Source organism: Amycolatopsis sp. NPDC059021 (genome assembly GCF_042739895.1).
In the GTDB taxonomy this organism is placed as follows: Bacteria; Actinomycetota; Actinomycetes; order Mycobacteriales; family Pseudonocardiaceae; genus Amycolatopsis.
This window is the reverse complement of record NZ_JBHYIQ010000039.1, coordinates 22,551-43,737: the sequence shown is the minus strand read 5'-3', so window position 1 is coordinate 43,737 and position 21,187 is coordinate 22,551. Positions and strand designations below refer to the sequence as shown.

Annotated in this window: 21 protein-coding genes; 11 read left to right on the top strand and 10 right to left on the bottom strand. The window is 68.9% G+C overall.

Going from position 1 to position 21,187, the window contains the following annotated elements:
• Positions 1 to 12 precede the first annotated feature (12 nt).
• On the top strand, positions 13 to 732 hold the full coding sequence (locus tag ACFWX1_RS23115) for a class I SAM-dependent methyltransferase (RefSeq protein WP_378390464.1): 720 nt from the start codon (positions 13 to 15) through the stop codon (positions 730 to 732).
• Here the strand turns inward: ACFWX1_RS23115 and ACFWX1_RS23110 are convergent.
• Positions 729 to 1,937, bottom strand: a complete 1,209-nt coding sequence (locus ACFWX1_RS23110) for a lipase (RefSeq protein WP_378390462.1) — start codon at positions 1,935 to 1,937, stop codon at positions 729 to 731. The two genes, ACFWX1_RS23115 and ACFWX1_RS23110, sit on opposite strands and share 4 nt — an antisense overlap.
• A gap of 119 nt (positions 1,938 to 2,056) precedes the next feature.
• Between ACFWX1_RS23110 and ACFWX1_RS23105 the strand changes: the two genes are divergently transcribed.
• A complete protein-coding gene (locus ACFWX1_RS23105; protein WP_378390460.1) occupies positions 2,057 to 3,022 on the top strand; it encodes an SDR family NAD(P)-dependent oxidoreductase in 966 nt (321 codons plus the stop codon).
• Between the two features lie 4 nt (positions 3,023 to 3,026).
• On the opposite strand, the gene icmF is transcribed toward ACFWX1_RS23105, so the two are convergent.
• On the bottom strand, positions 3,027 to 6,263 hold the full coding sequence (gene icmF, locus ACFWX1_RS23100) for a fused isobutyryl-CoA mutase/GTPase IcmF (protein WP_378390458.1): 3,237 nt from the start codon (positions 6,261 to 6,263) through the stop codon (positions 3,027 to 3,029).
• Positions 6,264 to 6,406: 143 nt separating this feature from the next.
• On the opposite strand from icmF, the gene ACFWX1_RS23095 reads away from it, so the two are divergent.
• From ACFWX1_RS23095 to ACFWX1_RS23080, 4 genes are all read left to right on the top strand, one after another.
• The gene (locus ACFWX1_RS23095) at positions 6,407 to 6,754 is read left to right on the top strand and encodes an ArsR/SmtB family transcription factor (RefSeq protein ID WP_378390456.1); all 348 of its coding nucleotides are present in this window, start codon (positions 6,407 to 6,409) and stop codon (positions 6,752 to 6,754) included.
• Positions 6,747 to 7,181 (top strand): SRPBCC domain-containing protein, encoded by a 435-nt coding sequence (locus ACFWX1_RS23090; protein WP_378390454.1) that lies wholly within the window; start codon positions 6,747 to 6,749, stop codon positions 7,179 to 7,181. Before ACFWX1_RS23095 ends, ACFWX1_RS23090 begins: the two co-directional genes overlap by 8 nt.
• Positions 7,182 to 7,211: 30 nt before the next feature.
• The gene (locus ACFWX1_RS23085) at positions 7,212 to 7,868 is read left to right on the top strand and encodes a DUF899 domain-containing protein (protein ID WP_378390452.1); all 657 of its coding nucleotides are present in this window, start codon (positions 7,212 to 7,214) and stop codon (positions 7,866 to 7,868) included.
• Between the two features lie 110 nt (positions 7,869 to 7,978).
• Complete coding sequence (locus tag ACFWX1_RS23080) at positions 7,979 to 8,554, top strand: dihydrofolate reductase family protein (protein ID WP_378390450.1); 576 nt, start codon at positions 7,979 to 7,981, stop codon at positions 8,552 to 8,554.
• An 89-nt stretch (positions 8,555 to 8,643) separates the two neighbouring features.
• Here the strand turns inward: ACFWX1_RS23080 and ACFWX1_RS23075 are convergent, their stop codons facing one another.
• Together ACFWX1_RS23075 and ACFWX1_RS23070 are read right to left on the bottom strand one after the other, a co-directional pair.
• Positions 8,644 to 9,507, bottom strand: coding sequence for an NAD(P)H-binding protein (locus ACFWX1_RS23075; RefSeq protein ID WP_378390448.1), 864 nt, complete (start codon positions 9,505 to 9,507; stop codon positions 8,644 to 8,646).
• Positions 9,494 to 9,862 carry a VOC family protein gene (locus ACFWX1_RS23070; RefSeq protein ID WP_378390526.1) on the bottom strand — a complete coding sequence of 123 codons (369 nt, stop codon included), beginning with the start codon at positions 9,860 to 9,862 and terminating at the stop codon, positions 9,494 to 9,496. The genes ACFWX1_RS23075 and ACFWX1_RS23070 overlap by 14 nt, the downstream gene beginning before the upstream one ends.
• A 63-nt stretch (positions 9,863 to 9,925) precedes the next feature.
• On the opposite strand from ACFWX1_RS23070, the gene ACFWX1_RS23065 reads away from it, so the two are divergent.
• A complete protein-coding gene (locus ACFWX1_RS23065) occupies positions 9,926 to 10,378 on the top strand; it encodes a MarR family winged helix-turn-helix transcriptional regulator (RefSeq protein ID WP_378390446.1) in 453 nt (150 codons plus the stop codon).
• Between the two features lie 110 nt (positions 10,379 to 10,488).
• On the opposite strand, the gene ACFWX1_RS23060 is transcribed toward ACFWX1_RS23065, so the two are convergent.
• Entirely contained in the window at positions 10,489 to 11,670 is a 1,182-nt protein-coding gene (locus ACFWX1_RS23060; protein WP_378390444.1) for a methyltransferase domain-containing protein, read from the bottom strand.
• 2 nt (positions 11,671 to 11,672) lie between these two features.
• Positions 11,673 to 11,807, bottom strand: a complete 135-nt coding sequence (locus ACFWX1_RS23055; protein WP_378390442.1) for a hypothetical protein — start codon at positions 11,805 to 11,807, stop codon at positions 11,673 to 11,675.
• A 124-nt stretch (positions 11,808 to 11,931) separates the two neighbouring features.
• Here ACFWX1_RS23055 and ACFWX1_RS23050 point away from each other — a divergent pair, with 124 nt between their 5' ends.
• From ACFWX1_RS23050 to ACFWX1_RS23035, 4 genes are all read left to right on the top strand, one after another.
• Complete coding sequence (locus ACFWX1_RS23050; RefSeq protein ID WP_378390440.1) at positions 11,932 to 13,281, top strand: tetratricopeptide repeat protein; 1,350 nt, start codon at positions 11,932 to 11,934, stop codon at positions 13,279 to 13,281.
• 67 nt (positions 13,282 to 13,348) lie between these two features.
• Positions 13,349 to 14,104: a DddA-like double-stranded DNA deaminase toxin gene (locus tag ACFWX1_RS23045; RefSeq protein ID WP_378390438.1), complete on the top strand. Its 756-nt coding sequence runs from the start codon at positions 13,349 to 13,351 to the stop codon at positions 14,102 to 14,104.
• Positions 14,101 to 14,586: an Imm1 family immunity protein gene (locus ACFWX1_RS23040; RefSeq protein WP_378390436.1), complete on the top strand. Its 486-nt coding sequence runs from the start codon at positions 14,101 to 14,103 to the stop codon at positions 14,584 to 14,586. Before ACFWX1_RS23045 ends, ACFWX1_RS23040 begins: the two co-directional genes overlap by 4 nt.
• Before the next feature lie 133 nt (positions 14,587 to 14,719).
• Positions 14,720 to 15,001 carry a hypothetical protein gene (locus ACFWX1_RS23035; protein WP_378390434.1) on the top strand — a complete coding sequence of 94 codons (282 nt, stop codon included), beginning with the start codon at positions 14,720 to 14,722 and terminating at the stop codon, positions 14,999 to 15,001.
• Here the strand turns inward: ACFWX1_RS23035 and ACFWX1_RS23030 are convergent.
• The 4 genes from ACFWX1_RS23030 to ACFWX1_RS23015 are packed head-to-tail and all read right to left on the bottom strand — an operon-like array spanning position 14,940 to position 20,292.
• Positions 14,940 to 15,503 carry an ATP/GTP-binding protein gene (locus tag ACFWX1_RS23030; protein ID WP_378327692.1) on the bottom strand — a complete coding sequence of 188 codons (564 nt, stop codon included), beginning with the start codon at positions 15,501 to 15,503 and terminating at the stop codon, positions 14,940 to 14,942. The genes ACFWX1_RS23035 and ACFWX1_RS23030 overlap by 62 nt on opposite strands.
• 28 nt (positions 15,504 to 15,531) lie before the next feature.
• Entirely contained in the window at positions 15,532 to 16,245 is a 714-nt protein-coding gene (locus ACFWX1_RS23025) for a DUF742 domain-containing protein (RefSeq protein ID WP_378390433.1), read from the bottom strand.
• 7 nt (positions 16,246 to 16,252) lie between these two features.
• Positions 16,253 to 16,705, bottom strand: coding sequence for a roadblock/LC7 domain-containing protein (locus ACFWX1_RS23020; RefSeq protein ID WP_345387883.1), 453 nt, complete (start codon positions 16,703 to 16,705; stop codon positions 16,253 to 16,255).
• Positions 16,702 to 20,292 (bottom strand): nitrate- and nitrite sensing domain-containing protein, encoded by a 3,591-nt coding sequence (locus ACFWX1_RS23015; protein WP_378390431.1) that lies wholly within the window; start codon positions 20,290 to 20,292, stop codon positions 16,702 to 16,704. Before ACFWX1_RS23015 ends, ACFWX1_RS23020 begins: the two co-directional genes overlap by 4 nt.
• Positions 20,293 to 21,187 lie beyond the last annotated feature (895 nt).

The following is a 21,187-nucleotide window of genomic DNA, read 5'->3' as shown; positions in this document are numbered from 1 at the left end:
TGGGAGGATGCGATGACCAAGCCGGGGATCGATCTCGACGACGTCGACTTCGAGGAGATGTACCAAGGAAAAACGAGCGTCGGGCCCACCATGCCGTGGGACATCGGGGCGCCGCAGCCGGCACTGGTGAAAGTGGAGAGCGCGGGGGAAATCGGCGGAGATGTCCTCGATGTCGGATGCGGTCTCGGCGACAACGCGATCTTCCTCGCCTCGCGCGGGCACCGGGTCACCGGCGCGGACGGGTCCGCCACCGCGCTCCGGCAGGCTCGCGAGCGCGCGGCGGCGCAAGGCGTCGACGTCGAGTTCGTCGAAGCCGACGCGACCCGCCTCGACGGGTTCGAGAACCGCTTCGACACCGTGGTCGACAGCGCGCTCTACCACTGCCTCGACGAGGAAGCGCGACGCGCGTACGTCGCCGCCGTCACTCGCGCCGCGAAGCCCGGCGCCCGCCTGCACATCTTCTGTTTCCCCGAAGGGCTGCCCGAAAGCTTCCCGGTGCCGCATCTGATCAGCGAACGCGATCTGCGCGAAAAGGTCGGGCAGAGCTGGACCATCACCCGGCTCGAAAAGACCGTGTACACCACCTCGATGACAAGGGACAGCATGGCGGCCATGATCCAGGCCGTCGAACCGGAACGCGAGATCGACCGCACCGCGCTCGCCGAGTTCGACGTCGACGAGCGCGGCCGGATCCAGGTGCCGGTGTGGCACCTGACCGCCGTCCGCCCCTAGGCGGCCACGCGCAGGAACCAGCGGACGATGTCGCCGGTGGCGGTCACGTTCGACGCGAGATGCGTCGATCCATTGTAGACGGAGTGCGGCAGCCGCACGACGTCCGGACGAAGCCCGGAATCCCGGAATCCCGCGGCGCAGCGGTCGGTGTTGGCGGTGGCGGCCTGGTCGTCACCGTCCATCACGTACAGCCGCATCGGCGCGCCCGGCTTCCAGCCGGCGCACACGCCGTCCGCGACGCGCAACGCCGCGGCGAACCGGGGCGAGGGATGCCGCAGCAGTTCGATCCCGGCCGGGGTGACCAGTTCGCCGAGGGTGCCGGGCGTGCCCGCCATGAGCTGCTTTCCGGTGTGGTTCCCGTCGAAGAGTCCTTCGATCGTCTTGTCGTAGGGAGCGCGGAAGATCTCCGAAGGCGAACGGTAGAGGTGGTGCAGCCGGTTCCACGAGACCAGCAGGTACGCCGCGTACAGCCCACTCGACTTCGGTTCGAGCTCACCCGCCAGCAACGCTGGGATTTCCGCGTCCCGGAAGGCGTAGCCGCCGCTGATCGGCGCCAGCGCGCGGAGCCGGAACCGCGGATCCGCGTGCCCGTCCAGCGCCCGCGCCAGGCCCAGCGCCGCCGACGCGCCCTGGGAGAACCCGGCGACCAGCACGTCCCGGCCCATCCGGTGCCCGAGGAACTCCCGCGTGGCACGCAGCATGTCCAGTGACGCGGTGGTCTCGGACGGAACGTCCATCCACGGATGGAAGCCGGGCCCGGTGCCCAGCCCGAGGTAGTCGGGCGCGACAGCGGCGAAGCCCGCCGACGCGTAGGTCAGCGCGGGCGACGTCGCGAAGTCCTTGGCACGCATCGAAGGCGCGTCACCGCGATAGCTGGTGGTCCCGTGTTCGGTGACCACAGTGGACAGTTCGCCGGACCCGCCGTCCGGCACCATCAGCAACCCGCTCGCCGTGGCCGGCCGGTTCCGCGCGTCCACCGTCCGGTACTCCAGCCGGAACGCCTGCACGCCGTGACGCGCTTCGCCGGCGTCGAAACCGGTCGCGGTGAGCTCCCCGGCGGCGTCCGCGGCGCTCAAGGTGCGCAGCGGCACGACGCCGGCGAGCCGTCCTCTCTCCTGTGCCTGCGCCGTTCCCGGTCCCGCGACAAGGGCACAGGCGACGACACCCGCGACGAGCGCGGCACCCCAGCGATGTATGGAAGTCATGGTTCCGCACGCTACGAACCCAGGGCCCGGTACACACACCGGTCGGCCACCGGATCCGTGGTAGGGCTCTCCCCCGGAACCCTTGCGCTGGAGCGCACTCCAGCTCCTACCGTCGCCCCGTGACCACACAGCACAAGATCGGCTCGGGCTTCGGCGCCCACAGCACCGCGGACGACGTCCTGGCGGGCATCGACCTTTCCGGCAAGCTCGCGCTCGTCACCGGCGGCTACTCGGGCATCGGCCTCGAAACGACGCGCGCGCTGACCAAGGCGGGCGCCGAGGTCGTCGTCCCGGCACGCCGGCCGGCCGCCGCCCGCGACGCGCTCAGTGGCATCGACGGCGTCGAGGTCGGAGAACTCGACCTCGGTGATCTCGACAGTGTCCGCGTCTTCGCGGAGCGTTTCCTCGCTACAGCAAGGAAAATCGACATCCTCATCGCGGGCGCCGGGATCATGGCCTGCCGCGAAACCCGTGTCGGCCCCGGCTGGGAGGCGCAGTTCGCGACCAACCACCTCGGCCATTTCGCGCTCGTCAACCGGCTCTGGCCCGCACTCGCCCACGACGGCACGCGTGTGGTCATGGTGTCCTCCGCGGGCCACCAGCTCAGCGGAATCCGCTGGGACGACGTCCAGTTCGCCACCGGCTACGACCGGTTCCTCGCCTACGGCCAGGCGAAAACCGCCAACGCGCTGTTCGCCCGCCACCTCGACACCCTGGCGAAAAGCCTTGGCGTGCGGGCGTTTTCCCTGCACCCCGGCAAGATCCTCACCCCGCTGACCCGGCACCTCGACACCGCGGAGATGATCGGCAACGGCTGGATCGACGAGCACGGCACGGTGATCGACCCGTCGTTCAAGACGCCGGAGCAGGGCGCCGCGACCCAGGTGTGGGCTGCGACTTCCCCGGCGCTGGCCGGACTCGGCGGCGTCTACTGCGAAGACTGCGACATCGCCGAACCCACCGACCGTTCCGACATGGTCGGCGGTGTCCGCGCGCACGCGACCGACCCCGGCGAGGCCGAGCGCCTCTGGGCGCTCTCGGCCGAACTCACCGGGGCCGACGCGTTCGCGGCCACACGTGTATGACGCGTCAGACGTTGCGGCGGTACTGCCCGCCGACCTCGAAGAACGCCTCGGTGATCTGACCCAGCGAGCACACCCGCGCGGCATCCATCAGTACCCCGAACAGGTTACCGCCGCGGGTGGCCGCCTCGCGCAGCGCCTTCAGCGCCTGCTGGGCCTCCTCACGGTGCCTGCCCTGGAAATCGTCCAAACGCGACAGTTGCGAACGCTTCTCGTCCTCGGTCGCCCGCGCCAGCTCGACCTCCACGTCGTCCTCGCCCTCGTGCGGGTTGCGGAACGTGTTGACGCCGATGATCGGCAACGAGCCGTCGTGCTTCTTGCGCTCGTAGAGGATCGACTCGTCCTGGATCTTGCCGCGCTGGTAACCGGTTTCCATCGCGCCGAGCACGCCGCCGCGTTCCGAGATCCGGTCGAACTCCAGGAGCACGGCTTCCTCGACGAGGTCGGTCAGCTCGTCGATGATGAACGAGCCCTGCAGCGGGTTCTCGTTCTTCGACAGGCCCCACTCCTTGTTGATGATCATCTGGATGGCCATCGCGCGCCGCACCGACGACTCCGAAGGCGTGGTGATCGCCTCGTCGAAAGCGTTGGTGTGCAAGGAGTTCGCGTTGTCGTAGAGGGCACACAGCGCCTGCAGCGTGGTGCGGATGTCGTTGAAGCTCATCTCCTGCGCGTGCAGCGAGCGCCCGGAGGTCTGCACGTGGTACTTGAGCTTCTGCGAGCGCTCGTTGGCGCCGTACCGCTCCCGCATCGCCACGGCCCAGATCCGCCGCGCCACCCGGCCCAGCACCGAGTACTCGGCGTCCATCCCGTTGGAGAAGAAGAACGACAGGTTCGGCGCGAAGTCGTCGATGTCCATGCCCCGCGCGAGATACGACTCGACGTAGGTGAAGCCGTTGGACAGCGTGAACGCCAGCTGCGAGATCGGGTTCGCCCCGGCCTCGGCGATGTGATAGCCCGAGATCGACACCGAGTAGAAGTTCCGCACCCCGTGCTCGATGAACCACTCCTGGATGTCGGCCATCATCCGCAGGCTGAACTCGGTGGAGAAGATGCAGGTGTTCTGGCCCTGGTCCTCCTTGAGGATGTCGGCCTGCACGGTGCCGCGCACGTTGCGCAGCGCCCACTCCCGCAGCTCCGCGGCCTCCTCGGGGTTCGGCTCGCGGCCGTGCTCGGCGCGGAACGCCTCGATCCGCTGATCGATCGCGGTGTTGAGGAAGAACGCCAGGATCGTCGGCGCCGGGCCGTTGATCGTCATCGACACCGAGGTGTTCGGCGCGGTCAGGTCGAACCCGTCGTAGAGGACCTTCATGTCCTCCAGCGTCGCGATGGACACGCCCGAGGTGCCGACCTTGCCGTAGATGTCGGGCCGGGTGTGCGGGTCGTGGCCGTACAGCGTGACCGAGTCGAACGCCGTCGAGAGCCGCTTCGCCTCGGAATCCGACGAAAGCAGCTTGAACCGCTGGTTCGTGCGGAACGCGTCGCCCTCGCCCGCGAACATCCGCGCCGGGTCCTCGCCGTCCCGCTTGAACGGGAAAACGCCTGCGGTGTAAGGGAAGTAGCCCGGCAGGTTCTCCCGGCGCAGGAACGAGAGCAGCTCGCCGGGGTCGGTGTAGCGCGGCAGCGCGACCCGCGGGATCCGGTTGCCGGACAGCGTGTCCCGCCACAACGCGGTACGCAGTTCCTTGTCGCGGATCTTCACCACGAACTCGTCTTCGCGGTAGGCCTTGACCAGTTCGCGGAAGCGGGCGAGCAGGTTCGTCGACTCACCGTCCACATCGGACTCGGCGGCGGCGAGCAGCCCGTCGAGGGCGTCCGTCGAGGCGTCGGCACCCAGCAGCGCCTCCCGCGCCGCGGCGAGGTGATCCCGCTTGCGCAGCGCGGCGACCTGCTCCTCGGTCTTCGCGTGGTAACCGCGGACGGTCTCGGCGATCTCGGCCAGGTACCGCGCCCGGTTCCCGGGGATGACGGTGCTGGCGTCGGTGGACACCTTGCCCTCGACCTTCGGGAGCACCCCGGCGGACACCGAAAGCCCGCGCTCGGCGAGCGAGTCCCGCAGGTGCTGGTAGAGCGCGGTGACGCCGTCGTCGTTGAATTTCGCCGCACTGGTCCCGAAAACCGGCATGTCGGCGGGGTCGGAGTGGAACGCTTCCCGGTTGCGGACGAGCTGACGCGCGACGTCGCGGCGCGCATCCTCGGCGCCCCGGCGCTCGAACTTGTTGATCGCGACGACGTCGGCGAAGTCGAGCATGTCGATCTTCTCCAGCTGCGACGCGGCGCCGAACTCCGGCGTCATCACGTACAGCGATTCGTCCACGTAGTCGACGATCCCGGCGTCGCCCTGGCCGATACCCGGCGTCTCGACGATCACCAGGTCGTACCCGGCGGCCTTGCACGCCAGGATGGATTCGCTCAGCCCGGCGGGAATCTCGCCACTGCTGCCCCGCGTGGCCAGCGATCGGAAGTAGACGGGCGAGCCGTCGAGGCAGTTCATCCGGATCCGGTCGCCGAGCAGCGCGCCCCCGCCGCGGCGGCGCGTCGGGTCGACCGCGAGGACCGCGATCCGCAGCTTGTCCTCCTGGTCGAGCCGGAAGCGGCGGATCAGCTCGTCGGTGAGCGAGGACTTGCCCGACCCGCCGGTGCCGGTGATGCCGAGGACGGGGGCCGTGCGCTTCTTGGCCGTCTCGGTGATCGCGTCCAGCCAGTCCGGGGCCAGCGTCCCCGCCTGCAGCTGCGTGAGCACGCGGGCGAGCGAAGGCATGTCACCGGAGAGGAACTCGTCGATCGAGGACGGCGGCCGCGCGGCCAGGTCGACGTCACAGGCCTCGATCATCGTGTTGATCATGCCCGGCAGGCCGAGGCGGTAGCCGTCCTCCGGCGAGAAGATCCGCGCGACACCGCGCGAGTGCAGCAGCTCGATCTCGGCGGGGACGATGACGCCTCCCCCGCCGCCGAACACCTTGATGTGCCCCGCGCCGCGCTCGGCGAGCAACTCCACCAGGTACGAGAAGTACTCGACGTGCCCGCCCTGGTAAGCCGAAATGGCGACACCCTGCACGTCCTCGGCGATGGCGGCGGTGGCCACCTCGTCGACCGAGCGGTTGTGCCCGAGGTGCACCACCTCCGCGCCCTGCGACTGCAGGATCCGCCGCATGATGTTGATCGACGCGTCGTGCCCGTCGAACAGGCTCGACGCGGTGACGAACCGGACGGGGTTCGCGGGGCGGTACAGGTCGCTGCTCATCCTTCCAAAATACTTGGACTTCCTACTATTGGAAACCCTAGAGGCCGTGACCCGGCTCTCATGCGAAGACACGACGGGTTGACAAGTCCCAGCTCACGGCTATATTCAACCTAGAAGTTAATTAACCGATCGATTGAGAATCCATGGCCACTGATCAGCTCAGCGCCACCTTCGCCGCGCTCGCCGACCCGACCCGGCGCGCCATCCTCGCGCGGCTCTCCACGGGCGAGGCCACGGTCAACGAACTGGCCGCCCCGTTCGAGGTGAGCCTCCAGGCGGTGTCGAAGCACCTCAAGGTGCTGGAGAACGCCGGGCTCATCAGCCGGGGCCGCACCCGGCAGTGGCGCCCGTGCCGGCTGGAGGCGGCGCCGCTCGCCGGCGTCGCGGACTGGGTCGCCCACTACCGGCGGTTCTGGGAAGACTCGTTCGACCAGCTCGACGACCATCTGCGCCGGCTCCGCGAAGCACAGGAAGGAAACCGGGATGCCTGACCACGAACTGACCATCACCCGGGTGTTCGACGCGCCACGGGAGCTGGTGTTCGCCGCCTGGACCGACCCCGACCAGCTCGCCGCGTGGCTCGGCCCGAAGGGCTACACCGCCCCGGCGGTCACGCTGGACCCGCGTCCCGAGGGCGCCTGGCGTGCCTGCATCCGCAACGAGGCGGGCGACGACGAGCACTGGATGCACGGCACCTACCGGGAGATCTCCGCGCCGGAACGGCTGGTGTTCACCTTCACCTGGGACACCGAGGGCGACATGCGCGGGCAGACCCTGGTCACCATCGACTTCGCCGATCTCGGCGGCAAGACCGAGATGACGTTCCACCAGACCGGCTTCCCGTCCGCCGCCGAGCGCGACGGCCACCACGGCGGCTGGTCGGAAGCGTTCGACGACCTCATGCTCCACCTGGCGTGAAGCACAAGTCCCCCGGACAAGGAGAGCACGATGGGAGAAACCATGACGCTGCCGAAGATCGTCTCGCCCGAGGAATGGCAGACGGCCCGAGACACCTTGCTGGTCAAGGAAAAGGAGCTCACCAAGGCGCAGGACGCGCTCGCCGCCGAGCGGCGCAGGCTGCCGATGGTGCGCTTCGACGCGAAGTACGAGTTCGACACGCCGGCCGGGCCGAAGAGCCTGCTCGATCTCTTCGAGGGACGCCGCCAGCTGATCGTGTACCACTTCATGCTGCACCCCGGTGACGAGGTGGGCTGCCCCGGCTGTTCGCTGGTGGTCGACAACATCGGGCACCTCGCGCACCTGCACGCCCGCGACGTCACCCTCACCGTCGTCGCGCCGGCGACGCTCGCGGAGATCGAGCGGTACAAGACACGGATGGGCTGGACGGTCCCGTGGGTCTCCGCGCACGGCAGCGAGTTCACCGCCGACTGCGGGGTCGGCGGCGGCTTCGGGATCAGCGTGTTCCTGCGGGACGGCGACGAGGTGTTCCGCACCTACTTCACCACCGGCCGCGGCGGCGATCAGCTCGTCGGCACCCTGCGCTACCTGGACCTCACCCCGTTCGGGCGCCAGGAGGACTGGGAGGAGGACAGCCCCGGCACGGACGCACCCAGCTCCTGGTGGCGCCGCCACAACGAGTACTGACCCCCGGCCGCGAAAAACCTCCCGGAAAAAACCGCGGCTGGATGTCAAGGTCGCGCGGGGTGCTCCGACTACCCGGTGAAGGACCCCTTCACCGAACCGAGGAGCACCCCATGCGCGAGATCGTCTACTTCGTCCACACCTCCCTCGACGGCTACATCGAGGGCCCGGCAGGCGAATTCGACTGGCCGGTCATGGGCCCCGAGCTGTCGGCCTACTCGCGGGAGCTGACCGACCGCAGCGACACGTTCGCCTACGGCCGCCGGGTGTGGGAGATGATGGCGGCGTACTGGCCCGAGGCCGAATCGCACTCGGACCACCCGCACGACCTGGCCTTCGCCCCGGTCTGGCGCAAGACCCCGAAGGTCGTCTTCTCCCGCACGCTGGAAAAGGCCGACTGGAACACCCGCGTCCTCGGCGGCGACCTCGCCACGGAAACCGCCGCGCTGAAGCGGGAACCGGGTGGGGACATCGTGCTCATGGGCGGCGCGGAACTGGCCACCGCGCTCACCGGACTCGGCCTGATCGACGAGTACCTGATCGTCGTGCATCCCGTCGTGCTCGGCGGCGGGAAGCACGCCTTCCCCGGCAGCCCGGACAGGTTCGGCCTGGAACTCACGGAATCCCGGGTTTTCGACGGGAAAGCCGTCCTGCTGCGCTACCGGCGTGCTGTCAACGCTGGGAGCTGAACCGGCGTCGCGGGAGAGTTCCGACGGCCGGACCGGGAGAGGGGACAGCACGGGCCAAGCTTGCCGACTCGCCCGCGCCGTCCCACCGTTCACGCTGCCGTCAGCCCCTCGACAAGGCCGGTCGTCGGCCTGCCGAGCAGCCGGGAAAGATCGTCGCCGACGCGGGCGAAAACCCCGGCTGCGATGGTTTCGTCGAGACTCACCAGGAAGCCGGCCAGTTCGCCGTCCATCCCCGAATCGACGAGCGCTGTCTGCAACTCTTCGGGAGTGACAGGCTGATAGGTGACCTCTCGCCCCAGCACGACCGACATCGCTTCGGCAATGTCGGCGTAGGTGAAGTTCGTATCGCCCGAAAGGCTATAAGTGACATTGTCGTGCCCATCGGTGGTGACCACGACGGCCAATGCCTCAGCCAGGTCCTTCCGGCCGGCCGCCGCGACGACGGCGTCACCGGTCGCCGCGGCGAGAACGCCGGTGAAGCGGGGGCCTGCCAGCGCCTGAATGTAGTTCTCGATGTACCAGGTGTTCCGCAGGATCGTGTACGTCACCCCGGAAGCGACAAGAGCGTTCTCTGTCGCCCTGTGGTCCGCATTGATCTCGAACCGGTCATCTTCGGCCCGGACTCCGCTCGTGTAGTAGACGTGCCGGACATTCGCGTTCTTCGCGGCTTCGATGACCGACTCGTGCTGGGCAAGGCGATCCGGGTCGCGGCCCGAGATCAGCACGATGTCGGAGTGCCTGGCCACCAGTTCTTCGACACCGGCCGAATCCGACAGCTCGACGGCGGCGGTGCCGAACCCGGCGGACTCGAGTTCCCCGAGACGCGCTCGATTCCGGCCGGCCGCGGTGATCGTTGCGGGACTGACGCCCCGGGCGACCAGCGCGTCCAGGACGTGGCGGCCGAATGCCCCGGTGGCCCCGAAGACCAGGATGCTCGCCTCAGGCACGGTCATGGAGGGTGACCTGGTAGCCGTCGGGGTCGGCGAAGGTGAACGTCCGGCCGAAGGGGCCGTCGATCGGCGCGGAGACGATGGTGTGACCGTCGGTGGCGAGCGCGTCGTGGATGGCCTGGACATCGGTGGCGTGGAGCCAGATCGCGACACCGATGCCGGGCTGGGCGACGGATGCCAGATCGGTGCCGGGAACGATGTCGCGGAGCGCGAACGCGATCGGCTTCGTCTCGAAGACGACGGCGTGCGGGGGTCCGGCCGGCGAGCGGACGAGGCCGAGGTACCGCTCGTAAAACGCCTGCGAAGCGTCCAGGTCACGCGCTTGCAGCGAGATGAAGTCGGGGCCGATGGCGGGCAAGGTGATACTCCTTCTTTCCATGTCAGTCTTCTGACACGCACCAAGGTATGTCAGAATACTGACATGAGTCAAGGCGGTGTCGACCTGAAGACGTCACTGGGCTACTTGCTGAAGGAGGCGTCGAGCGCCCTGCGCGCGGCCATGGAGGAGGTGCTGCGGCCGCTCGGGATGAGCGTGACGCACTACTCCTGCCTCGAGTTGCTGGCTCAACGACCGGGCTTGTCGAACTCCGAGCTCGCGCGGGGCGCGTTCGTGACCCGGCAGACGATGAACGTGCTGCTGCAGACCCTAGAACGAGACGGCTATGTGACCAGGCCCGCGGAGGCGCCCGTGGGGAAGGTTCTTCCCACGCGGCTCACGCCTCGCGGCAGGCGGAGCCTGGAGAAGGCGAGCGCGGCGGTCCGGTCCGTCGAAGTCAGGATGCTGGCCGGCATGACCGAAACCGAGCAGTCGCAGGCGCTCCGGATCCTGCGGAGCATGATCCGCTCCCTGCGCGACGACGACGCCGGCGCCTAGCCCGAAGCGAAGCGCCGGGCTCGCCGCGTGCGGAGCGGTCGGCGGCCCGAGGCGGGAAACGGGCCGCTGCCGAGTTCAGGTGAGTGATCAAGGGAGGACCTACGCGACCTTCATCGAGGGCGAATCGAAGGCCGAACGGGACCGGCGCGATGACCGGGTTCGTCCAGCCACACCCACTGCTCGTCCGGCGCCACCGTCAGACCGAACCTCGTATACGCGGGACGCCCATGGCTCTCCCACCACGTATGCGCACGCTCGACCTCGTCCCACAACCGCCGCGGCCCGGACTGGCGCACGGGATACCGGCCGGTTTCCACGGTCTCGCCGGTGACTTCGACGGTCGCCCATGATTCCGATTCCTCGTGGAAGATCAGCACGTCGTACTCGGTCCGTTCCTCGTTCCCATACGCGATGCTCCGTTCGCAATCCGGCATGAGCACGCTGACCGCGAAAGCGCCACCGTCGTAGTCACCGCACGGTTCATAGGGATGCAGCTCGGTCACGCTCTCCCGCACACCGGAACGCTCGTCCGTGTCGGGCCAGTAATCACCGATCCGCTGCGCACGCAGCCGCATGAACACCGCGTGATCCACGAAACCGCCCGAGGCTGTCCCGTCGTCAGCCACCGTCAAGCGCAACAACGCACTATTGAGATAGCGCGTTCCTCGTGGCGTCACGATCAGTCCGCCGGGTGCGGTCTGAGCGACCCATGCGTACGGCACCTCGGTCACCGCGACCGTGGCTAGCACCCTGTCGTAGGGCGCACCCTGCGGGTAGCCCTCGGCGCCGTCGCCGATGACCAACGTCGGCAGGTAGCCCGCGCGTTGCAACGCGAACCGCGCCTGTTCGGCGACCGCCGTATCGATCTCGACGCTGACGACGGACTGATCTCCCAACCGATACGCGAGCAGCGCGGTGTTGTAACCGGTTCCGGTACCGATCTCCAGTACTCGCATCCCCTGCCGCACGTCGAGCGCCTTGAGCATCGCGGCCATGACACCGGGCATCGACGAGGAACTAGTGACTCCCTGGCCGATCCGGCCGGGTTCGAGCGGCGCGCCATCATTGACCTGGGTGATCACGAATTCGTTCCGGTGCACCGCCTCGAACCATCCGGCCGGATCCTCGGACCTGCGCAACGGCACGAATCCCCGGCTGCCCGGGTCGTATCGCCAGATCGTCGCCGGAATGAACTCCTCTCGCTCCACAGCAAGGAACGCGTGACGCCATTCCTCGGAGAGATCACCCGACGCGACGATCTTCTCGATCACCTGAGCCCAAGATTCAGTCACACTCATTTTCCGTGTTTTCCCGGCTTGGGCTCGCGCGGATCAGGGTTCAGCCAGTGCGGAGGCAGCTGCCCGTCGCCTTCTCGCCGTTTTTCTTCCTTGTTCTCGTGCTGCGGCTCGCCTTGCGGGTCCTTGCTCACAGTCATCCCCTCTCACCCAGTGTCATCATAGCCATGCAGACGGTACGACAAGAACGGCCACAGCGGCAGGTGTAGTTGGTGTACTTACTGGCACGTCAAGTACACGGGTCGTAACGTTGTGCTCATGGGCAACGACCGGCTGCGGACGCTCCTGACCGAGGTGGGCTGGCGCCCGGAAACGTTCGCCAAGCGCATCGCCGCACGAGCGCGCAGGCTGGGTTTCCGGGTCACCGTCCACGAAAAGACGCCGTACTCCTGGATCCGCGACGGCCGCTGCCCGCACGATCCCCTCCCCCACATCGCCTGCGACGTCCTCGCCGAACAGCTCGGACGTGCTCTCACGCCGTCCGATCTCGGCTGGACTCCCAAGCCCGGCGGCCTGGTCCGGGCTGATGACGGGCTGGCCGATCTATGGTTCGCTGAAGGCACGATCCTCGGCCTTGAGGAGGTGTCATCGGGCGTGCACCGGCGAAATTTCCTTGCACTGACCGGTTCGGCGCTGACCGCGGTGGCGCTGCAGGCAATCGTGGCGGACACACCACGGCTGAACGCGGCCCTCGAAGGTGGCCGCAGAATCGACGAGCGCATCGTCACCGATCTGGAACGGCTGGCCGAACTCCGCCGGAGCATGGACGACCAACTCGGCGGCGGAGCGCTCTACGAGTCGGTCACGGCCGATCTCCGGCTGATCACCCAACTTCTCGCGAACACAAGCTACCCCGAGGCACTGGGACGCCGGATGTACGGAGTGGCGGCCGAATTGGCACGACTCGCGGGTTACGCATGCCACGACAACGGGCACGAAGGTGCGGCCCAGCGATTCTGGCTGGTCGCGCTCCGCGCCGCCCACCAGGCACAGGACAAACCACTCGGCGCGAATGTCATGACCTTCATGGGCGTGCAGGCACTGGAAATCTGCGGTGCGAACGAAGCCGTGACTCTGTTCGCGTCGGCTCAGCATGCGGGCGGGACGGAGATCGGGGCCACCCAACGTGCGGCCATCGCGAGTCTGGCAGCCTGTGCCCACGCCAAGGCAGCGGATTCCTCATCAGCCGGGAGAAGCATCGACGAGGCATTCACTTGGCTGGATCAATCCCAGCCGACGGACGATCCGTCCTGGATCTACTGGGCGGACATGGCCGAACTTTCCGGAAACGCGGGTTCGGCGCTGCTCCGTCTCGGCGAGAACACGCGAGCACTGCCCCATCTGCAGGCAGCAACGGACAGCCTTCGGCCCAGCAGTTCCCGGGATCGCGTGCTGTGGATGTCCACCCTCGCGTCCGCGCACCTGCGGGCAGGCAACGCCGACCAAGCTCTCGCGACCGCACACCAGGCGATCGACATCACCGCCCGGCTCTCGTCGGATCGGATGCGGCATCTGCTCGGCGACTTCTGTCGCGAGGCCACCGGAACGCTCGGCAATCCCGCGTCCGCCGCACTGGTGGAACACGCCCGCACCACAGTGAAACTCTGAGCACCCCGCCTCTGTTGCGAGGTCGCCCGCTGGAGCGCCGCGGCACCACCGTACGGGAGGCGACGCTATGGGGGTCAGCGAGCTGGCAGCAGCCGTCCGGGTGATACTCGGGGTACTGCCGACAAACCTCGACATCGCCGCAAGACATTTGACTGAGAGCTACGAAACCCTTGCCATACTGGCTGCCGGTTCCGCCGCGCGCGAACTCGAAGATGCGGTCCACGCGCTTTCCGAGGCCAGGCAGGACATCGATGCGGTATCGGAGCTAATTGGCCGGGTACGGCACAACCTTGAGACCTACCTCAGACATCTCGGTGTCGACAAGCCAATCAGCACCCCTCGAGCCACGCTTGCCGAGCAGCAGCCAATTCCGGTCACACCGACCGATGCTCCTGGCGCTCGGATCGCTGACTACCGGAAACGGTTGGAACAGCCATGGCCCTACGGCAAGCCCCTACGAGGATGGCGCTTGTCGTCAGCAGGCGAAGAGGGCGATGAGGAGCTGAGTAGTGGAACCAAGCTCAAGTCCGGGGAAACCGATCCACGATACGTCGCCGCGGTCAAGCGAGCGGAGGGCCTTGGACTCGCCCGCGGAGGATTCGTACCTGACATCGCCCGGCACATCGAAGTCAAGGAGGCTTCCGACATGCGCGAAGGCGAAACTCGCGTTGTAGTGCTCGGCAAGGATCCGTGCGGGATCGACCCGGTCACCAACGTAAGCTGCCACCGGTTCCTGCGCCACTTCCTGCCCGCCAATGCGACACTGATCGTGTACGGGCCAACCGGTGAGCCATACCGGTACGAAGGGAAACGCACGCCGTGACGATCCAAGTCCAATACTGGGTGCACACGACCGACCAGGCGCCCGTCGAACACGTGACGAGGCTGTCCACCCCTTCGGACGTCGAGCGCTTCGCGTGGACGCTGTCCGGCGACACCGTCAGCGACGCGATCGTGACCCATGAGCAACGACCCAGGATCGAAACCGCGATCCCTGATGACGATGCCCCCGGGTCGTTCCTGACCATTCCCGATCACTCGATGATCGTCGGCGTACACGGCGACCGGGCCGCACTGTCGTATCGAGGCTGCGACGGATACTCAACCGAAGCGGTCCACCTCTACAGCCTCGGGGACGGTCCCGACCATCCGGTGCTCTACGAAACCGATGAATTCCCGCCCCGCTGCGAAGTACCTGTTCAAGCCATGATTCAGGCCCTCACAGAGTTTCTTCACACCGCCAAGCGTCCCACGCTGATCGCCTGGCAACCTGCTCAGGCGCAGACTCGCATCGACACCCAGTGACCTCTTGGGGGCCGACCACCGCCGCACTCGTGGAACACGCCCGCACCACAGTGAAACTCTGAACACCCCGGCCGCACCGGACACACCACAGTGGACAGTTCCCGCACCGGCACGCGCCCGGTTGGCTGGCGTCATGACCCCAGAGCCGGACAGTTCCGACCTCGTGTACCGGATCCTGCGCACGCTGACCGACAACTACCTGCCCGGCGCCGAGAAAGCAGCCGAGCTGGAGCGGCTCACGGCGGAACTGGAACCCTTCGCCGTCGGCGAAGGGTTCCGCGAGCGCCACCTCCGTGAGCTGTGCGCGCAGCTGCACCGGACCATCGATTCCTACCGGCGGGCAGGAGCCGGGGTCAGCGAGCGTTGGCCGCCCGCAACGCGATCCACTGCCGCATCGCGTACTCGACGAGCGTGATCAACGTCTGCTTCGTCGACTCGCGATCCCGGGCGTCGCACCGCACGATCGGGATGTTCGGGTCGATCGACAACGCCTCGCGCACGTCGTTGATGTCGTGCTCGAGGATGCCGTCGAACGTGTTGACCCCGACGATGTAGGGCAGCCCGCGGTCCTCGAAGAAGTCGATCGGGGCGAACGAATCGGCCAGCCGACGGGTGTCGGCGAGCACCACCGCGCCGATCGCGCCGCGGACCAGGTCGTCCCACATGAACCAGAACCGCTGCTGTCCCGGCGTACCGAACAGGTAGAGGATCAGGTCCGCGTCCAGCGACACGCGGCCGAAGTCCATGGCCACGGTCGTCGTCGACTTGTTCGGGGTCTGGTCGAGATTGTCGATGCCGCGGCTCGCGTCGGTCATCATCGCCTCGGTCGTGAGCGGAACGATTTCCGACACCGAACCGACGAACGTCGTCTTGCCCGCACCGAAACCGCCGGCCACCACGATCTTCGCCGAGGTCATGGTGGGAGGCGCGGTCTCCCGCGGAGCCTTATAGCCGACGGAGTCCACTCAAAACCCTTTCCATCAACACCAGATGTGCCTCGGCGCCGTCATTCCCGGATATCGTCCTGTGCACCGTGACCAGCCCCGCGTCCGCCGCGTCGCTGATCAGCACTCTGGCCACACCCAGTGGTACGCGCAGGGCCGCCGCGATCTCGGCGACCGAACGCGGGGTCCGGCACTCTTCCATGATCGAGATGGTCTCGATCCGATCCGCCGCCCCCTCGGGGAGGCCCCCCGAAGCGGCGTAGTCCTTGGTGGAGATCAGCGTCTCCAGCTCAAGAGCATAATTGGCCCTCGTCCGGCCACCGGTGAGGGCATAGGGCCGCACGATCGCCGTCTCCTCCGCCGGGCTCGGCGGATCGAACACGGCGGGCATCACGAACTCGCCGCTGGGCGGGCCCGGGTCGAACATGCCGCCCGGTCTCGGCCCATCGGCGTCGGTACTGCCCGGGGGAGAGACTAGTGAGGTCACGCGGTCTCCTTGCTCGGCAGGCGGCTGCTCGGCAGCCGGTTCCGCGGCCGCGTGTGCTCCGGCGGCCGGGGGTGGTTGCGGGGACTCCTTGTTCTTCTTCCGTTTCCGCCGGGCACGGCCCGAGTCCAGGGTGAAGCCGTTGAGGACGTCGGCGAACGTGCCGTCGTCCCCGCCACCGGAAACGTCACGCGCTTCCGGCTCTTCGCCGAATCCGGACCCCGTGCTCATCGCGGTATCATCCCACCGGTTCGCCGATCAGCGACCCGCCCGCGCCCTGAAGCTGGGCGCGAAGTTCCGGGGTGAGGATCTGGCCGACCCGGTCGACCAGCATCGTCATCTCGTAGGCGACCTGCCCGATGTCGCAGTTCGGCGCCGCGAGGATGGCCAGGCACGAGCCGTCGCTGATCGACATCAGGATCATGATGCCGAGTTCCATCTCGACCACGGTCTCGTTGACCGCGCCGGCCTCGAAGCACCGCGCGGCGCCCTGGGTGAGGCTGACCAGGCCCGACGCCACCGCGGCGAGCTGGTCGGCGCGGTCGAGCGGCAGCCGGTTGGAGGCGGTCAGCAGCAGGCCGTCCGCCGAGACGACGACAGCGTGCGCCACGCCCGGTACCCGCTCGGCGAAGTCGTTGACGAGCCAGCCGAACTGGTTCTGCTGCGGCTGCCCGGTACTCGGCGAGGTCATTCACCCTCCAGTGTTTCGTGGTTGCTTTCGGCGGCCCGCGCGTTGTGGTGCCGTCCGCGCTGGATGCCCTGCTGGAAGCTGCTCAGGCGACCACGCACGTCGTGCGCGTCGCGTTGTGGTCGGGGATTGGACCCTCCGGCGAGTGGTGCGACGCTACCCGGAAGCAGTTGCTCCCCGCGACGCCGCCGGGGCAATCCTGCCGAAGTGAACGCCGTGGGCGTCGACTGGGACACCGATTGCGCGCTCCGCCAGCCCTCGTCCGAGCCGAACGACCAGGCGGCGTCCGCCGTCCGGTCGGCCACCGTCGTGGCCGGGACCTCGGGCCGCGGCTGCTCCAGCGGTTCGACCAGCGGCGGCTGGGGCGCCTCCGCCGCGGGTGCCTCGGCGGGCTGCTGAGCGGCGGGCGCCTCGGCTCCCGGCTGTGCCACGGGCACCTGGGGCACCGGTGGCTGGGCGACCGGCTGCTGAGCGCCGGGTGCCGCGGCGGCGGGCTGGGCGGCGGGCGGCGGGGTGGCCGGACGGCGCCGGGACGGCAGCACCGGCGGCGGCGTGGCGGGACGGCCCGCGGGCGTGGTGCCCGGCGCGGCCTGCGGCGGCTGCCCGGCGGTGGCCGGATTCGCCTGCTGGTCCGGCTGGTTCGGGGCAGCAGGCTTCTCCGGGGCCGCGGCGGGCGCTTCCGGCGCGGCCTGCCGGGTCTCCAGGCGGCCGCGGTGCACACCCTGCTGGAAGCTGCTGAGCCTGCCCCGGACATCGGCCGGATCCCGCACCGGCAGATCCAGCTTGGGCTCCGCGGTTTCCTCGGCCGGGGCGGGCGACGCCGGGACGGCGCTGCCCGGCAGCAGCCGCTCGCCACGACGGCGGCGCGGCAGCCCGGCCTGGGTGAACGACGTGGGCGTGGCCTGTGCCTGCGTCACCGCCTGCACGGTCCGCCAGTTCTCGTCGCTGGCGAAGTCCCAGCTGCGCCGTTCCTGCTCCGCGAGGTCCGGCTCGGCGGAACCCTTGCCGCCCTGGGCTTTCCCGGTGTCCTTTCCGGATTCGTCCTTTTCGGACTCTTTCGCCCCGGGTTTCGCCGCGGGCTTCTGCTCGCCGTCCGCGGCGGGTTTGGCGGGCTCGCGGAACCACGCCGACAGCATCTCGTCGAAGATCGGCGTCGTCTCCGACCGCTTCGACACCGGCGGCGGTGCCGGAGCGGGCGGCGGCGCCGAGGTGGCCGCCTGCTGCCACCAGTCGGACAGCGCGGTTCCGTTGGCGGAGAACAGATCCTTCCCGGAAGGCAGCTCCGTGGGCTCCTCGGCCGCCTTCGGCTCCGGTTCGGGCTGCCGCGGCGGTGGCGGCGCGGCAGGCGGCGCCGGCGGGGCGGCGGGGGGCTCGTCGCTCGGGATCGGGCTGAACAGCGCGGTACCGGAGATCTCCAGATCCGACGGCGGCCGCGCCACCTGCGCCGGCGTGTGCCCGTTGTTCGTGTGCCCTGCCAGATCGCTCGCCGAGGGCCACCGGTTCTCCCCCGGCTGCACCGGGACGTGCACCGCCGAGCCGTTGACCGGCAGCCGCCGCGGCAGCCCTCCGGTGGTCTGCGTGTTCGGCGCGGGCGGCCGGGTGATCGGCCCGGTCGCCGGGCCCGCGTCGGTCACCGTGACCAGTTCGGCGGGGACGACCACGGTCGCGCGCACGCCGACGATGTCCTTGCCGCCGTGCAGCGAGACGCCGATGCGGTGCCTGCTCGCCAGCCGCCCGACCACGAACAGGCCCATCCGGCGCGAGGTCGCCAGGTCCACCGAGCCCGCCTCGGTCAGCCGGGCGTTCGCCTCGGCGACCTCGGCGGCGTTCATCCCGATGCCCTTGTCGAGGATGTCGATGTTGAGCGAACCGTCCTCGCCGAGCCTGGTCGCCACGGTCACCTGCGTGGCCGGTGCCGAGAACGCCGTCGCGTTGTCCAGCAGCTCCGCCACCAGCCGCATCAGGTCGCTGGCCGCGTAGCCCACGATCGTGGCCGGGGGCGGCGGCTGCACGACCACGCGCTGGTACTGCTCGATCTCCGACACCGCGGCCCGCAGCATGTCGGTGGTGCCGACCGGCCTGCCGGAGCGGCGGCCGGGCTCGGCGCCGGAGAGCACCATGAGGTTCTCGTTGTTGCGCCGCATCCGGGTGGCGAGGTGGTCGAGCTGGAACAGCGTGGCGAGCTGGTCGGCGTCCTCCTCGTCCCGCTCGAGCTGTTCGATGAGCTGCAGCTGCCGCTGCACCAGGCTCTGGCTGCGCCGCGACAGGTTGACGAACACGCTGCCGTACCCGGTGCGCATCGCGGCCTGCTCGGTGGCCAGCCGCAGCGCCTGGTGGTGCACCTTGTCGAAGGCGCGCGCCACCTCGCCGATCTCGTCGTCGGCACCGACCGGGACCGGCTGGACCTCGGTGCTCTGCGCGCGGCCCTCCTGGATGTTGCGGACCGCGTCGGGCAGCTGGTTCTCGGCGACGTCGAGCGCGCTGCGGCGCAGCACCTTCAGCGAGCGCAGCAGCTGGCGGGTGATGAGGAAGACGACCGCGACGGCGAGCACGAGCGCGCCGAACAGCAGCACCGCGAGCAGCCCGGCGCCGCTGCTGGAGTCCTCGACCAGCTCCGCCGACGCCGCGCCGACCTGGTCGCCCATCCGCTTGGCGACCTCGCCGAGCTTCCCGAGCATCGCCGAGGAGCTGTCGTTCCACTCGGCGGCGGCCATCCGGCGCAGCGCCTGGTCGCTCGGCACACCCGTCGTCCCGCGCGCGGCCTTGGCCAGCCGGTCGCGGGTCTGGATCGCGCTGCCCGACACTGTCCTGTCGAAGTCCGCGCGCTGCGCGTCGGTGGCCGCGGCGCGGAACGCCGCGAGCCGGTCGGCCAGCCGCAGTTCGGCCGCGTTGAGCTGATCGAGCGCGCTCGGCGCGAGGCCCGCCCTGGCGATCCCGAAGGAGACCAGCGCCTGGCTGGTCGAGAGCTGGTCGCCGGCGACGGTCAGTTCGTGCAGCGCGTTCGGGGTCCCGCCCAGCGCGTCGTCGGTGGACCCCGCGGCCAACGCGGTGTCCAGGTCCATCAGCGCGCCGGTCATCGTGGAGTACTCGGCGATCGCCTGGAGCGGTTCGAGCTGACCGGAAGCCGCCTGCTTCCGGACCGAGGCGAGCCGCTCGAGCTGACCGGAAGCCGCCTTCGCGAGGCCGTCGACGCCCGGCGCCGCCTCCGCGGCCCGGCCCGCCGCGGCGGTGTAGGGGCCGACCGCGGCGTCGACCTCCGCGCGGGCGGCGGTCAGTTCCGGGGTGCCGCCCACGGTGCCCGCGGTCAGCGTCGCCGCGGTGACGGTGCGCTCGTGCTCGAGCCCGGTGGCCAGCGCGCGGACCTGCGAGCCGAGCGCGACCAGCCGGTCGATCCGCTGGTAGCCGCCCGAGCGGCCGACCTGGCTCGCGATCGTGGTGACGCCCAGTACCAGCGCGATGATGATCGGCACCACGGTGACGGCCGCGAGCTTGACCGGCAGGCTCCAGTCCCGCCAGCGCACCAGCGCCTGCCAGGCCGACGCCCAGCGCGAACGCTGGGGCGGGCGGCCGAGCAGCTTGCCAACAGGCACTTGGCCTTCTCCTGCAACGGTCACGTAAGTGACTCCCTGTCCGGCGTCGTGGAGCCGCGGCGACGGCACCCGGTGCTTGCGGCGCGGTCCCCGGCCTTGCGGCGTGCCGCGCGATCACCCCGTGCGCACTGTAGGCCCGGGCGGCACACGGCGCGGCTCTCGTTCCCGGGCTGCCACCCGGTGCGCTCCACGTGCACTGCGCAACTTGCGTACTGCACGGTCGTCGAGATCAACTTTTCGGTGCCAATCGATCGCTGCGGTCAGCTGGGCCAAAGAATCGTACACCAATGGGGGCCCGGTCAATTCCGTTCCGTATCCGGGTGCTGACCTGGGAAAATACGTTCACCACCCGGCGACCCGCGCACGCATTCCGCCCCGCCGGGGGACAAACGGGTAATTCCGGTTACCGGACGCGTCGGGCTCCGACACCCGGACGTCACCCGTTTAGCCCACGAAGGGTAGTCAATTCCCCCTTCAGGCGTACTCAGCGTGCCCCCATCGGGTGGGTCAAGGGGTGAGATGTGCCCGATGTTGTGGCCTTGCGCAAGCCCCCCACCCGGCGTGGTGATTTCTGACAGGACCTTGCCACAGCCTGGGGATCTTCACCAAGACGCCACTCCGGGAACGCCGCCGGGGCCCTGGCAGGGTGACCCGGCTACCAACGGTCACCGGATCGCGCGGGCCCGGCCGGGCACTACTCCGTTCGCCGCAGCGCCCGGAACTGCCCGCGACAAGGGGTGACAACTGCGCTCACTATTCCGAGTGATCTGTCCGTGATCGTCCTGTCAACGGCGTTTACCGTTATTTTCCCGCCCGGTGAACGAATGCTCATCATGGCGCTCGCCGAACACCAGGTGCCTATTCCCGGCCATCGGGGCCATGACTACTATGCGAG

Bases quoted from the DNA above. Each gene is read 5' to 3' on its own strand.
- ACFWX1_RS23115 (WP_378390464.1), top strand. From the start codon at position 13: ATGACCAAGCCGGGGATCGATCTCGACGACGTCGACTTCGAGGAGATG.
- ACFWX1_RS23110 (WP_378390462.1), bottom strand. From the start codon at position 1,937: ATGACTTCCATACATCGCTGGGGTGCCGCGCTCGTCGCGGGTGTCGTC.
- icmF (WP_378390458.1), bottom strand. From the start codon at position 6,263: ATGAGCAGCGACCTGTACCGCCCCGCGAACCCCGTCCGGTTCGTCACC.
- ACFWX1_RS23095 (WP_378390456.1), top strand. From the start codon at position 6,407: ATGGCCACTGATCAGCTCAGCGCCACCTTCGCCGCGCTCGCCGACCCG.
- ACFWX1_RS23090 (WP_378390454.1), top strand. From the start codon at position 6,747: ATGCCTGACCACGAACTGACCATCACCCGGGTGTTCGACGCGCCACGG.
- ACFWX1_RS23085 (WP_378390452.1), top strand. From the start codon at position 7,212: ATGGGAGAAACCATGACGCTGCCGAAGATCGTCTCGCCCGAGGAATGG.
- ACFWX1_RS23080 (WP_378390450.1), top strand. From the start codon at position 7,979: ATGCGCGAGATCGTCTACTTCGTCCACACCTCCCTCGACGGCTACATC.
- ACFWX1_RS23075 (WP_378390448.1), bottom strand. From the start codon at position 9,507: ATGACCGTGCCTGAGGCGAGCATCCTGGTCTTCGGGGCCACCGGGGCA.
- ACFWX1_RS23065 (WP_378390446.1), top strand. From the start codon at position 9,926: ATGAGTCAAGGCGGTGTCGACCTGAAGACGTCACTGGGCTACTTGCTG.
- ACFWX1_RS23050 (WP_378390440.1), top strand. From the start codon at position 11,932: ATGGGCAACGACCGGCTGCGGACGCTCCTGACCGAGGTGGGCTGGCGC.
- ACFWX1_RS23045 (WP_378390438.1), top strand. From the start codon at position 13,349: ATGGGGGTCAGCGAGCTGGCAGCAGCCGTCCGGGTGATACTCGGGGTA.
- ACFWX1_RS23035 (WP_378390434.1), top strand. From the start codon at position 14,720: ATGACCCCAGAGCCGGACAGTTCCGACCTCGTGTACCGGATCCTGCGC.
- ACFWX1_RS23030 (WP_378327692.1), bottom strand. From the start codon at position 15,503: ATGACCTCGGCGAAGATCGTGGTGGCCGGCGGTTTCGGTGCGGGCAAG.
- ACFWX1_RS23025 (WP_378390433.1), bottom strand. From the start codon at position 16,245: ATGAGCACGGGGTCCGGATTCGGCGAAGAGCCGGAAGCGCGTGACGTT.
- ACFWX1_RS23020 (WP_345387883.1), bottom strand. From the start codon at position 16,705: ATGACCTCGCCGAGTACCGGGCAGCCGCAGCAGAACCAGTTCGGCTGG.